The 12,811-nt window shown below is 56.4% G+C and carries 10 protein-coding genes; 2 read left to right on the forward strand and 8 right to left on the reverse strand.

Annotation, left to right across the window (positions count from 1 at the left end):
- The first annotated feature begins 346 nt into the window (after nt 1–346).
- Nucleotides 347–2,200 (forward strand): glycosyltransferase family 2 protein, encoded by a 1,854-nt coding sequence (locus tag BM408_RS21025; protein WP_092132497.1) that lies wholly within the window; start codon nt 347–349, stop codon nt 2,198–2,200.
- 8 nt (nt 2,201–2,208) lie between these two features.
- Here the strand turns inward: BM408_RS21025 and BM408_RS21030 are convergent, their stop codons facing one another.
- The 8 genes from BM408_RS21030 to BM408_RS21065 form a co-directional block, all read right to left on the reverse strand.
- Entirely contained in the window at nt 2,209–2,928 is a 720-nt protein-coding gene (locus BM408_RS21030) for a methyltransferase domain-containing protein (RefSeq protein WP_254774902.1), read from the reverse strand.
- Between the two features lie 145 nt (nt 2,929–3,073).
- A complete protein-coding gene (locus BM408_RS21035; RefSeq protein WP_092132501.1) occupies nt 3,074–4,009 on the reverse strand; it encodes a glycosyltransferase family 2 protein in 936 nt (311 codons plus the stop codon).
- Nucleotides 3,988–4,836, reverse strand: coding sequence for an NAD-dependent epimerase/dehydratase family protein (locus tag BM408_RS21040; RefSeq protein WP_175541868.1), 849 nt, complete (start codon nt 4,834–4,836; stop codon nt 3,988–3,990). The genes BM408_RS21035 and BM408_RS21040 overlap by 22 nt, the downstream gene beginning before the upstream one ends.
- A gap of 11 nt (nt 4,837–4,847) precedes the next feature.
- Nucleotides 4,848–5,978, reverse strand: a complete 1,131-nt coding sequence (locus BM408_RS21045) for a glycosyltransferase family 4 protein (protein WP_254774903.1) — start codon at nt 5,976–5,978, stop codon at nt 4,848–4,850.
- A 150-nt stretch (nt 5,979–6,128) separates the two neighbouring features.
- On the reverse strand, nt 6,129–7,016 hold the full coding sequence (locus tag BM408_RS21050; RefSeq protein ID WP_092132504.1) for a glycosyltransferase family 2 protein: 888 nt from the start codon (nt 7,014–7,016) through the stop codon (nt 6,129–6,131).
- A gap of 19 nt (nt 7,017–7,035) precedes the next feature.
- Nucleotides 7,036–8,943 (reverse strand): tetratricopeptide repeat protein, encoded by a 1,908-nt coding sequence (locus BM408_RS21055; RefSeq protein ID WP_092132505.1) that lies wholly within the window; start codon nt 8,941–8,943, stop codon nt 7,036–7,038.
- A 62-nt stretch (nt 8,944–9,005) separates the two neighbouring features.
- Nucleotides 9,006–9,470, reverse strand: a complete 465-nt coding sequence (locus tag BM408_RS21060; protein ID WP_092132507.1) for a pilin — start codon at nt 9,468–9,470, stop codon at nt 9,006–9,008.
- Nucleotides 9,471–9,680: 210 nt separating this feature from the next.
- Complete coding sequence (locus tag BM408_RS21065) at nt 9,681–10,013, reverse strand: hypothetical protein (RefSeq protein WP_254774904.1); 333 nt, start codon at nt 10,011–10,013, stop codon at nt 9,681–9,683.
- A 102-nt stretch (nt 10,014–10,115) separates the two neighbouring features.
- Here BM408_RS21065 and BM408_RS21075 point away from each other — a divergent pair.
- Nucleotides 10,116–12,811, forward strand: a 2,696-nt coding sequence (locus tag BM408_RS21075; protein WP_139237389.1) for a tetratricopeptide repeat protein, incomplete at its 3' end; no start/stop codon positions are given.

The raw sequence follows: 12,811 nt of genomic DNA on the forward strand, positions 1-12,811 counted from the left end.
TGATAGTGCCCACACCATTAGTCGAAGATAGAAAAGTGGCTTCTGCCGTATCAATCCGAGGGAGAACTATGTATACCGCTAGCCCAGTTGTCCGACACCTGAAACAGGTTGATGGTAGTGGCGCTGGAGTTCACGGAGTAAGTAGGCTGCCGCAGATATTGGAGAGCCAGTTAAGCATGCAAAGACTTGCTTTAGCGTTCACTAAACGCCGATCGACCATTTCGCATCGCCAGTATTGGGCTCCACAATGGCATCCTGATCAGCGCGGTGCGGACCCTGTCTCTCTATCTCCACGCACAGAACGATCTTTATTGCTAACCCAGGAAGAGACACGGGGTCACCCGCAATGACGTCGCCGAATTACGAAACCATTGACGATCTTCCGTTTCTTGACTTGTCTGCAGTCACGTACAACTCGTTCAAGTGGATTACCGGTTTTTTCGAAAGCCTCGCCAATCAGAACTATCCACTCAGCAAAGTCAGGTTGTTTGTCAGAGACAATCATTCAACCGATGACACTGTAGCGGCCTGTCACCAGGCCCGCTTACGCTATGGCGAGTTGTTTCATGAGTTTCATATCACCACCGGATCAAACATCGGGTTTGGCGGTGGGCATAACCATAACCTTGAGCAAGGCAACGCGGCCTATTTTCTTGTCACCAATGTGGATCTTGAGTTCTCCTCCGACTCGATTCGGCAGGTTGTGGCCATGGCCAGGCGCGACACCGAACAGGTCGCCTCCTGGGAACTGAGGCAAAAACCCTTCGAGCATCCAAAGTGGTACAACCCCGTAAGCCTCGAAACGCACTGGTCATCTAGTGCTTGCATACTTTTTAGACGCTCCGCGCTGGAAGCAGTTGGTGGCTACGAAAAGCGCATGTTCATGTACGGGGAAGATGTGGAACTTTCCTATCGCTTGCGCGACCATGGGTACAAGCTCAGATACTGCCCCAAAGCCGTCTGCTGGCACTACAGCTATGAGACTGCCGGGCAAGTTAAGCCGCTGCAGTTTTTCGGAAGCACTCTTGCCAATTTTTATATCCGGCTACGCTACGGCTCTTTCCTCCAGATCCTGCTTGGCGTCTTTTTATACTTTTCGCTGTTTGTGGCCCATCCTCCCATTCCGCATTTTTGGAAAGGGCTGCTACGCAATGGCTTAGCCATGATTCGCAATGCGCCCTATTTTCTCAGGACTCGAAAGCTAAGCAAAGAATCCTTCCCTTTATCGCATTGGGACTACGAGCGCGCACGCGAGGGAGCGTTTTACGCGTGCAAAGACTCTCCAGCCTCCGCCCCGATGGTCAGTGTTGTGATGCGAACTTACCGCGGCAGGCTTCCCTGGCTACGAGAGGCAGTGAGCTCTGTGTTAAATCAGACCCATTCGAGGATAGAACTGGTTGTGGTGGAAGATGGCTCGGACGATGCCAAGGCGTATATGGAGGAAGTTGCCGGAACCGGCACGCTTGCCTCGGTGATTTACCGGGCATTGCCAAAGGTCGGTCGCAGCAAAGCAGGCAACGCAGGGTTGGCGCTAACAACCGGGGAGTTTCTGGTTTTTCTGGATGACGATGATCTGTTTTTTGCCGAACATGTCGAAACTCTGGCAACCGAGCTGGCGGCACGACCGACCCTTGGCGCAACGTATTCACTGGCTTATCAGGTTTCAACCGAAGTTCACTCGCTGGATCCGTTGCGCTACGAGGAAACGACACACGACATCGTTCATAGGCAACCTTTTTCTCGTCCGGTACTGTGGCATCACAACTACATGTCTATTCAGGCAGTCTTATTTCGACGGGCACTTTATGAACAGCATGGTGGCTTCGATGAGTCAATGGAAAGCCTGGAGGACTGGAATTTGTGGACGCGCTATTCGCTTCAGCAAGACTTTTTGCTGATCGAGAAAGCGACTTCTCTTTATCGGGTACCGGGAAGTTGGGGGAAGTACAGGGAGCGGCAGATTCAATTGGACGCCTATTACGCCCTGGCACAAAGCAAGCAAAGAGAAATGGTGATCGCGCTCACTCCGGCCGACGTCATTAGTTACTCGTCGGAACTCTCCAGGAACATCTATGCGGTGGTGATACCCAAATCCCAAATCCGGAATATTCTTGTTAAAAGCCAATGGCTTAATATTCTTTACTACATAGCAACCCGAATAGTTGCTAAAGTCCGGGCCAAACGCCGTGGATCGCGCTGAACTTGAGTTCAACGGCCTTTTTTAGCCACCAGCAGGATGTGGTGAGGACCAATCTCCTGCACTGCATCAACGTTCAACCCGACATGCTCGACGAGCTCACGCGCCAGGCGGGAATCAAATACGTGGTGGTGTAAGCAACGGTTTTCCAGATTTCGCATGGAACGAGCCTTAAAGGCCTCCATGCTGCCGGCGTCGGGATCTCGTTCAAGGTCGTGCAGCGCCAGGATCTCGGGTAAGTGCGTCAGGTCTTCCTCACCCATCCCGGCGTTGAAGTCATCGATCAAATGCGCCAGGCCGGTGACCGGGCGGCGGTGATCGAACGTGTGGTGCTTGTCGGGTAGCAAAAGTACCAATGTGCCACCATCCGCCAGCAAGCGCTTCCATTCCAGCAAGGCGAGTATGGGGTTGGCGGTATGTTCCAGCATGTGCGAAGACAGCACAAAGTCGTAGGCCCCGGATGCAAGTTCGCCGAGTGCCGTCGTTTCAGCGAGGTACTGCTGGCCGGCGGGCTTTCCTGAATCAAATACGAAGGTTTTTCCTCGCTGGAGATGGCCTTCCCATACCGTACTCGCACCGAAATTGCAGTTATCGAGACTTCCCAACACCGGATAGACAGGGAAAACGCCTCGTCGCGAAAAGGCCTGGCTGGGTCCACCGATTTCGATGCCTGACTTGCCGGCAAAGGAGTCTCTGTAGGTAAATATGAGCGCCGACGGTTTCGTCAGCAAGCCACGAACACGGGATACGGCCGCACGCGCCAGCCCCCGGACTCCTCGGGATCGCAATATGTTGATGGCCCTTCGGATCATGATGCTTTCACTGAAATTTCAGGTATGAAAAACTGGCCATCAGTTAAACGCACAGGGTGCAAGTCTAGGATGTGCGGGCACGAGGGCGAAGGATCGCCTCTCTGGTACATGGCCCCATGCGCCCGCGCAAACCATCCATGACTCCACCGGCAAACGCAAGAACCTTGGTAAGACCTTGGTCCTCCAGGAAAGCCATCCCGCCAAGCCCCAATAGCAGGCGCGCCAGACGGCGCAGACACCACTCGGGCTCTCTCCACCAATACCCCATCACCGTGACCACGGTGTTGCGGGCGATATAGTATTTGCGCACCGGCGGATGATTGGGAAGAACACCCAACAAAGGCAGACGCACTCCACCAGACTCGCCTACGCTATGGGTCATGACCGGCTTGCGGCTGATGACCACCTGATGACCTTGCGCGCGCGCGCGCAGGCAGAACTCGTGGTCCACCTGGTCGATGAAGTAGTCTTCGCGAAATCCTCCCAGGCCCAGCGCCACATGCACGTCAACCAGGCATCCCGAGGTGATGACTGTTTTTCTGGCCAGAAAATCCCCTGCTTCCCCAATCGCCACATCGGGGCGTTTGTTCCTTGGATCCAGGTAGTTCCCCCCTATCACCGCAGGCACCGGTACGCAGGTTTTGGAGACAGCCAGAAGGGTGTCCACCATGTCGGGGAAGCACAGCGTATCCTGGTCAAGTGTCAGCGCCCATTTGAAGCCGGCTTCCCGTGCATGATTCAAACCTTGATTCAATGCAGCCGAAATGCCCAGATTGGACTGATTCGAAATAAGCTGAATTTTCGCCAGGCCTGTCAGCACATCCGCAATACCTGGCCCGGTACTCTCTTGTGGCGTATTGTCGACAACGACTACCCGCCCGACTTGGGACAGTACGGCCTGAAGCCGGGCATTGAATCCCTCGTCCGGAAAATACGCGACAACTATCGCACACACCGAATCAGGAAACCTGCCGGTTGTCATGGCTGCTGCCGTAGCCATTCCCAAGTCCTTTTCACGCCCTCTTCGAGAGGAACTTCAGGCGTCCAGAGCAGTTTTTTTTCAAGGCGGGAAATATCCAGCACCACATCGCGCACATCAACTGCGCGTGCCGGATGATGGATTTTTTTCAACTCGCGGCCGCTTACCTTTTCGGCAATGCGCCACACCGTGTTGACGCAGTGGCCCTGCCCACTACCGAGGTTGTAGGTCTCGCTGTCTTGCGGGAGAGACACCAGGCGAGCGCAGGCTTCGGCAACGTCGTCGACGTAGATAAAGTCCCGTACATTCTCACCGTCGCCCCAGATCTCCAGCGTGGTTCCCCGGAGCGCATGCTCCAGCATTGTCCGCACCAGACCGAAGCCAGTTTTCATCACCTGATCCGGACCATAGGCATTCGAGGGACGCAAGATAGTCACGGCATGGCCGCGAGCCCGAAAAGCCCGGCAAAAAACCTCTTGGGAAACTTTGCTTGCTCCGTGATTGGAAAGAGGCAGGACCTGGCTGTCTTCTGTCACCGGAAGAATCTGGGGGTTGCCGTACACAGTACCGCCGGATGAGAAGAAAATCAGATGTATCTGTGGGTAGTTCACCAGCAAATCCAGCAAACGCAAGGTCAACGCGAGGTTGCTCAGTTCGAGGCTGGAACTCGCAGCGGACGCACCCGGCGTTGTGGAGCAGGCAAGATGAACCACGGTGCCGCACTGCGGCAGGGCATGCTCGAGCTGGCTCTCCTGGTGGCGGCCGAGGACATACACGGGTAGTCCATCCCGCGCCAGACGCCTGGCCAATGCGGCGCCGATGAAACCGGCACCGCCGAGTAACAACACGCCATCGCGCCTCACGTCTTTCGCTCCAACAGGTCTTGATAGGCGGCCGCATAACGGGTTGCGCAGTCGTCCCAGGTGCCGATCGACTGTTTGATCCAGCTACGGGCCGCTTGTCCGGCCGACTGGTTCTGCAGGGGGTCTTCCAGCCAGTCCAAACCCTGGCAAAGTTCGTCGCGACTGGCCGCAAGCCAGCCGGTTTCGCGGTGTCGCACCATGTCACGATGAGCCGGTAAAGAGGAAGCAAGCACCGGGATACCCGCAGCCATAGCCTCCAGCATCACCTGCGGTCGTCCCTCGTCGTGGCGACTCAGGGTGATCAACCCGCAAGCTTGAGGAAACCAGTTTTCCAGCAGGTCCGCCGGATGCGTTGCACCGTGGTAGCGAACCCAGGAAGGAAGTTCAAGCGTTTCCTGCATGGGGCCAAACAGGTGCAGTTGCCGCGCATCGTTAAAAAGCCCCTCCCCCCAAGTGAAGAGGTCGCCTATTTTGTTGTGAGTCAGACGGGTCACCGCGAGCCACTGCTTCGGGTTATTTGCCGGTGGATGACGGACGACCTCAAACCAGGGGTCATCGACCCCAAAAGCAATGGGGCGAATTTCGGCCAGGTCTCCAAAGGTACGTTCCAACCCGGGCCGCATCCAATCGGCGTTAGGAGCAAGGATCGCACGACGCTGACGCAGCACGGTGCGCAGCATGGCTTTCATGCCGGGCAGACGTAACAGGCCGAAATCACTTCCCAGCACGGTGATCAGCGCCGGCGTCTTGGAGCCCCATAAGGGCAATGCATTTTGAAGCCAGTTGACATGGACAACATCGACCGGCAGGCGCCGGTAGGCGCGGCCCAAGCGCCCCAGCAGGCCCACAATGGCGCCGGCGGCCAACACTTTGCGAGTCCGCAGCAGGTGCGCAATCCCGCCTCGTTGCGAAAGCCGCCCGAGCCACAGAGCATCGGCGGATGTGGTCGCGGCGCTCACACCGTCAGGCAGCTCACCGGGCGGCGCCCACAGCGAAAGACTGACATCGCCGCGCCGCGCCAACGCAGCAGCCTGATTGGCAATGAAACGGCCACGCCAGTCACGGGAAGTTTCCGGATAGGAGGTACTGCTCATCAGGATGTTCAAACTATGCCCTTCCAGGTCCATGTGCCTCAGTCAGCATACATCGACGGTGCGGTATTCCCGGCAGGCTTGGCATTTGATAACACTGCCCAACTACTCCAGAAGATTGACAGGCCGGCGGCCACTGGCACCAACGGGCTCAACTGGGGAGAAGCGTGGTCAACGTCCGACGCTCTACTCACCTTCATGGTCCCGAGTGTCGATATTTTTATAGTGCAACGCAGATATCTGCTCTGAAACAATGCCGATCAGAAAGGTGAAGACCGCGGATATGAATAGCAACGCACTCATATTGGTGAATCGGCCGGCGGTCAGATAGGTATACAGGTAATAGGAGAGGCCTGTCAGAAAGAACCCTGCGCTGATGGGAAGAAACAGCTTTTGCGGGGAGAAGAGCGTACCAATCCTGATGATGATCAGTAAAAACCGCAGGCCGTCACGCATGGGATGAACATGGCTGGTGCCACTGATCCTTCGGGGCGTGTGTATCGGGACGTAGGCCACGCTGTAACCGGCGCGAAAGAAACTCATGGTGATCGTCGTCGGATACGAAAACCCATTTGGCAGCAAGTAAAGAAACTGACGAAACCTGGACGCGCGCACCACCCTGAAGCCTGAGGTAAGGTCTGCGATCGGTTGTGCCACCATCCAGCTGGCGAAGCGGCTGAAGATGTCATTGGCGGCGGCGCGATGAAGCCCCGCCTGTGAGCCCGCCTGCCGCGCTCCGACCACCATGTCGTAACCCTCCATGAATTTTTCGAGCAAGACGGGGACATCTTCCGGTTTGTGCTGGCCATCACCATCCATAAAAACGATGACATCGCCGCAGGCTGCGCGAGCACCGGTCTTGATGGCCGCGCCATTACCCTTGGGATAGAGATGGCGCAAGTGCTTGACCCGCGACTCAAGGCACGCGGCAGCTGTATCGTCGCTTGACCCATCGTCGATAACCAGTATTTCCGCGTCAGGTAAAAGAGCCACAAGGCCGGGCAAGATAGTGCGCAGGTTTGCCGCTTCGTTCCTGGCCGGTATAACAACAGATATCTTGGCTGGATGGTTCATGAGACTTAAATAGTTCGTATCAACGCTGCACGGCGGTGTTCAGCGTCAGCAATTCGTTGAGCGTGTTTCGCTCATCTTCAGAAAAATTCTCGCCCTGCATCCCGAGCAGCAAACGCCTCGCTTCGTCCTTTTCTCCGGAAATCAGCAGCAGCTGCGCCCATTTGAGGCGATTGCTCGGATTTCCCGGATTCAGCGCCAGCGACTGGCCAAGGGCGCGCCGGGCGGCGGCGCCGTCGCGTTCGTGCAACCATAAGTAGTCCGCATGCCAGGAATACAACATGGCCTGCACTGCAGGCGATACACCCGGATTGGCCAATGCCGACGCAAATAGACCATCGATCTCAGACCGGTTCAGGCAGATTTTGCCCGCGATGGTCATTTCTTTGAGACTGTACAGCACGCCCCTGTCACCGGGTGCAAATGGCACCTCCCGTAAACGGCGAGACAGCTCATGGAGATCGGAGGGTTTTATGACTATCCCCGCCTTGCAGTTCAAGTGAATCAATCCAAGCCAGCTCATCTTGAAATAGGGATCAAGCTGTCCTGCCGCTTCGTAATGCTTTCGGGCGGCCGCGTAAATCGCCGAGTCCGGCTGTGCGGCCTCCGGTAGTTCGGACAACGAAAGTCCAGCCTGGTGCCGGGCCCTGGCCGATGCCGGATGATGCAGAGCCTCGATCTGCGTGCGCTGCAACTCATCGCCGAACGTATTTGCGCGCAACGCCGTTATCAGGCCAGACACCAGCAGAGCCGCACTCGCCAGAATAATGCCAACCGATCTGCGTGGACCATCAAGCGCAAAAACCAGCGCCCAGCCGGCCGGCAACAGAACGCCGAAAAGAGGAAGGTAATTTCGGTGCTCATGTGCGAGCTCAAGAGGCAACACGGTGGATTCCAGGGCGTGCCCAATCAGGAACCACCCTATCCCGAAGGCAACGACAGGTACGCTTCTTCGTAATCGCCACACCAGCCAGACCAGGCCGGCCAGACCGAGTAGCGCGGGCAGCGTGGTCCATGGCGAGAGAATGCCTGTCGAAACGGCGATATCGTCGTGATACAAGCCAAACGCATCCAGGCGCGGTGCAACCATCAAGCCTAGGTAAAACCAAAGCACCCGCCCTTCCGTCAGCAGACGCTCGACGAGGGTGAACGGGCGCAAGTCATACCCCGCCCACAACCATTGCATGCGAGGCAAGAGGGCATACACCACGCCCGCCGTCAATGAGATACCCGCGACAACAAAGAAACCACGGGCAAACCGGTCGAGCTTGCCGCATGCGGCCCGGCGCATGATCAGCTCCCAGGCCAGTGCGAACGCGGGGAAGAGCAGGCCCGTTTCCTTGCTGAAAAAGGACAAGGGCCACAAAAGTCCCCACGCCAGCACAAGGTATGCGGCGCCTGTGCGATCACCCCGCTCTCGCCCACGCACATGAAGCAAAAGTGCGGCCAGAAGGAAAAAGGCCGACAAACTCGCCATGCGCTGCACCACGTGCAGAACAGGGAGTAGCTGAATGGGATGCAACAGCCACAAGACCGCTACCGCACAGGATGCAATCAACACGTTGCGCCGGCTTGCGGATACTGCCGACGCCAGGAGAAGGTGAAACGCCAAGGCAAACACCAGGAAACCACACGCAAGGTGAACGGCGAGGTTGGTGGCCTTGAACGCAAAGGGGCTGAAGCCGCTGAAATAATGATTGAGCGCGAAACTCAATTGAGCCACGGGACGACCGGAGGGGCCCGCACCGCCGCTTACAAGGGCTTGATAGATAGCGTCAACGGAGAGGCTTTTGAGGCGGACACCCTGCGCAAAAAGAATACTTGGCCCATCATCAAAAAAGAAATCACCATGCAGGCCCGGCCAGTAGAGGGCTACAAGGAATACCCCCGCAATAAGCGCAGCTAGTACAAGGGCACGAGCGGTTCGCATACGTAACGCCAAAGAAAAAGCCCCTTGGCAAGGCCAAGGGGCTTTTTAATCAGATCAAATGATCAGAAGTCTTTGCACGAGCTTGGCAGGAACTTGGCCGGAACTGGAGAACCAGTGCCGCCGCCGCAGGTCCAACCCACTTGACCAGTGGTGGTGTTTGCGGTGCCGCGCAGCACCACAATTTTACCGGCTGCCGCAGTAGGCAATCCAGACGTGCTGTCCTTGGTGGTCACAATAATGTCGCCGGTGGTCGCGCTGGTGCCAGAGTAAGTTACCGAGGCAACATACTTGGAAACCTGATCCTGAACGCCCATGGACGCAGCGGACAGCGACATGGTCGACTTTTGAGAGAAGGTTTCGGATACAGCGGTACGGCCCGAAGATCCAGCCAGAATAACTTCAGACATTTTGGCGCGAACCATATAGTCTTGATAAGCGGGCAACGCCACAGCAGCCAAAATACCGATGATCGCAACAACGATCATCAATTCGATCAGGGTAAAACCCTGTTGCAGAGAACGCTTCATGAAAGCTCCTTAAATTAAAAAAATGGATTCGCCAAGAGGCTTCCTCGATACCGCAGTTTTCGTGCCAAGCACCTAGAACGCCCCAAGCCTGCATTTTTGAGGTGAAATCCGCTGGGATCGGGAGTTTTTGTGCCGTGCATTGTCAGTTACAACGCCCAATATGACACTTTTGTCAGGCCGTTTAGGCTAGCCTCCAGACCCAACACACCTTTATCCCATTTTTTGCATTAACCACTTTGTTATCTCGTCAGCATAGTCAGCCGGAACATTGGCATCCAAAAGTGCCCACTTGAACACATTGCCCAGCTGAGCCTTTTTATAGGTATTCAATTTATGCTGCTGCTTGAATTGAACAATCTGCACGATCATCTTTTCCAAGACATGGTCCACTTTTTTTGAAAACTCCTTGTCCCCTTTTTCCGATGCCTTGGGAATTCTTTCAAGGAAAAATTGTGCCAGTGATGCACCAAATTTTTTTGCTTCAGCGGCGTCGAACCAGCTCAATATCATATGGATCCCCAGTAGTCTTGCTTGTACTGCCATTATAGAATTTGTAAACGCGGCCTCGCGCTGAGGCAACCTTGATCAGCATTCAATCCAATCAACCCCGAGCTGCACCCGGCAGCCTACACAGCAGAATGAACTATGGGGCTTTTTGATCGATTTGCTCTAAAAAGGACAAGCACGCCCCAAACTACCGGTGCAACACTGGACCTTGGTCTGAGCGCCCAAGATTGGCTGGAAAAAGGCCTGCAGTTTGAGCAAGAAGGCCAAATGGATGAGGCCTTGAGCTGTTACGCCTCCGCCATCCAGGTAATGCCGGAACTGGCACGAGCACACTTCAATCGCGGCAACATTTTGCTAGACCGTGGCGATGCAAAAAGTGCGCTGGATGCCTATTTAACTGCCGTTAAATACAAACCAGATTCGGCTACCGCTTACTACAACATCGGCGGCGCCCACCTTCGGCTTGAAGACCCGGGAGCAGCGGCGGCGGCCTATCGTCAGGCTATTGTATTAAGGCCTGATTTTGTCGATGCCCAGGAAGGGCTGCAGACAGCGCTCGAGATGGCGGCGGATTACGCTGAAACCAGCTTTCAGCAGGGTCTGGCCCAGCACGACCTTGAACACTTCGAGCAGGCGAAAGCGCTTTACCGTCAGGTCATAAAAATAAAACCCGATCACGTTGAGGCATGCAACAACTTGGCCAGCCTCCTGATGAAGGACGAGGCGTTCGATGAGGCGGCGGCCTATTTTCGCCGCGCAGTAGAAACCGATCCAGCCAACACAGACACTCAACTGAACTTGGGTAAGGCCTTGAAGGCCGCTGGCCTGCTGACCGAGGCCGCTGCTCACTATCGCCACCTGATAGACATCATGCACGAGCCACTGGCCGCGCTTTTACTGCTGGCCGATTTGGAAGGCGATCTTGGCGACGATGCTGGCGCGATTGCCACCTATCGGCGTGCCCTCGAGATCGATCCTCGCAATACCCAAGCAATCCTGAACCAGGGCCACGCCTATCTGAACCTTAAACAACATGAGCTGGCAGAGACCTGCTTTCGACTCCTTCTTGAAATTGAGCCGACTTTTGCCGAAGGCCACAGTAACCTGGGTGTCATCCTAAAGAAACGCAAGAATCTCGATGCCGCGGCGGCCTGTTTTCGGCAAGCATTGGCCATTCGTCCCGATTTTGCCGCCGCGCACCTCAACCTGGGCAATGTTCAGCAGGCACAGGGGCAGATTGACGACGCCATTGCAAGTTATCGGCGTGCACTAGAGATCAAGCCCGATTTTGCCGCCGCACATTCCAACTACGGCACGGCTCTCCAGTTTCTCGACAAACTCGACCTGGCGGAACAAAGCTATCGACGGGCACTGGAAATTGATGCCGATATGGCCGAGGCGCACAACAACCTCGGCATCGTGCTGAGCTTTGTACGGCGGTCCGAAGAGTCCATAGCATGTTATCAACGGGCAATAGCAGCCAAACCAGACTACGCGGAAGCGCATGCGAACTTGAGCGGTGTCCTGAAAGATGTAGGCCGTCTTGATGAAGCACTTGTGAGCGCCCGGCGCTCCCTGAAGCTAGACCCGGACTGCGTGATAGCGCACAACAATCTGCTGTTCATCCATAACTATGTAGCCGACCAGCCCGCCGAGCTTTTGCTCGCCGACGCGCAACGCTTTGGCAACATGGCGGCGCGGCTGGCGCAGCCCTACACCGATTGGCCAAACTCACCTGATCGCGAACGGTGCTTGCGTGTGGGCTTTGTCTCCGGCGACCTGTGCGATCACCCGGTCGGCTATTTTCTGGACGGCGTGCTGGCCGCCCTCTCATCGCAAGCGTCCAGGCGGCTGGAGCTGTTTGGCTACCCCAACCGCAGCTATGACGATGCGACCAGCCAGCGCCTGAAGGCCAACTGCACGGGCTGGCATCCGACAACCTGGCTGTCTGACGAGGCAGTAGCCCAGCGTATCCGGGACGACGGCATCGATATCCTGATTGATCTGTCCGGGCATACGGCGCACAACCGCCTGTCGGTGTTTGCCTGGAAGCCGGCGCCCGTGCAGGTGAGCTGGCTCGGCTATTTCGCGACCACCGGGGTGGCAGCCATCGACTACTTCGTCGCCGATCCCTGGACCCTCCTGCCAGACCAGGAAGCTCATTTCAGTGAGCAAATATGGCGCCTGCCGGAGACCCGTTTGTGCTTTACGCCGCCGGCTGCCGATATCGCCGTCAATGAGCTGCCCGCACTAACAAATGGCTATGTCACTTTCGGGTGCTTCAACAATCTGAGCAAGATGAATGATGCCGTCGTGGCATTGTGGGCGCGGGTTCTCCATGCAGTGCCAGGCAGCCGCCTGTTTCTCAAATACCAGCAACTGGCTGAGGCGTCGGTGCGGCAACGCACTTGCGACCGGTTTGCCATTCATGGCATTGAACCCGGGCGTTTGATCTTTGAAGATTACGGGCCCAGAGCAGACTATCTGGCCGCCTACCGGCATGTGGATATTGCCCTTGATCCATTCCCTTTCCCGGGAGGCACGACCACAGTGGAGGCTCTGTGGATGGGCATTCCCGTGCTGACGCTGGCCGGCCAGAGGTTCCTGTCGCGCCAAGGCGTGGGGCTGCTGATTAATGCAGGTTTGCCCGAGTGGGTCGCCGCCGACGCGAACGACTACGTCGCGCGCGCGGTGTCCCACTGCGCTGATCTGCAGCGCCTGGCTTCGCTGAGAAACGGCTTGCGCCAGCAGGTCCTGGATTCACCCATCTTTGACGCACCGCGCTTTGCACACCACTTCGAGACCGCCCTGCGCAGCATGTGGCATATATGGTG

This window comes from Polaromonas sp. YR568 (assembly GCF_900116715.1).
Taxonomy (GTDB): domain Bacteria; phylum Pseudomonadota; class Gammaproteobacteria; order Burkholderiales; family Burkholderiaceae_C; genus Polaromonas.

What these genes read in the sequence shown, in the direction of transcription:
- BM408_RS21035 (WP_092132501.1), bottom strand. Translation starts at nt 4,009, where the DNA reads ATGGCTACGGCAGCAGCCATGACAACCGGCAGGTTTCCTGATTCGGTG.
- BM408_RS21065 (WP_254774904.1), bottom strand. Translation starts at nt 10,013, where the DNA reads ATGGCAGTACAAGCAAGACTACTGGGGATCCATATGATATTGAGCTGG.
- BM408_RS21050 (WP_092132504.1), bottom strand. Translation starts at nt 7,016, where the DNA reads ATGAACCATCCAGCCAAGATATCTGTTGTTATACCGGCCAGGAACGAA.
- BM408_RS21055 (WP_092132505.1), bottom strand. Translation starts at nt 8,943, where the DNA reads ATGCGAACCGCTCGTGCCCTTGTACTAGCTGCGCTTATTGCGGGGGTA.
- BM408_RS21060 (WP_092132507.1), bottom strand. Translation starts at nt 9,470, where the DNA reads ATGAAGCGTTCTCTGCAACAGGGTTTTACCCTGATCGAATTGATGATC.
- BM408_RS21025 (WP_092132497.1), top strand. Translation starts at nt 347, where the DNA reads ATGACGTCGCCGAATTACGAAACCATTGACGATCTTCCGTTTCTTGAC.
- BM408_RS21045 (WP_254774903.1), bottom strand. Translation starts at nt 5,978, where the DNA reads ATGGACCTGGAAGGGCATAGTTTGAACATCCTGATGAGCAGTACCTCC.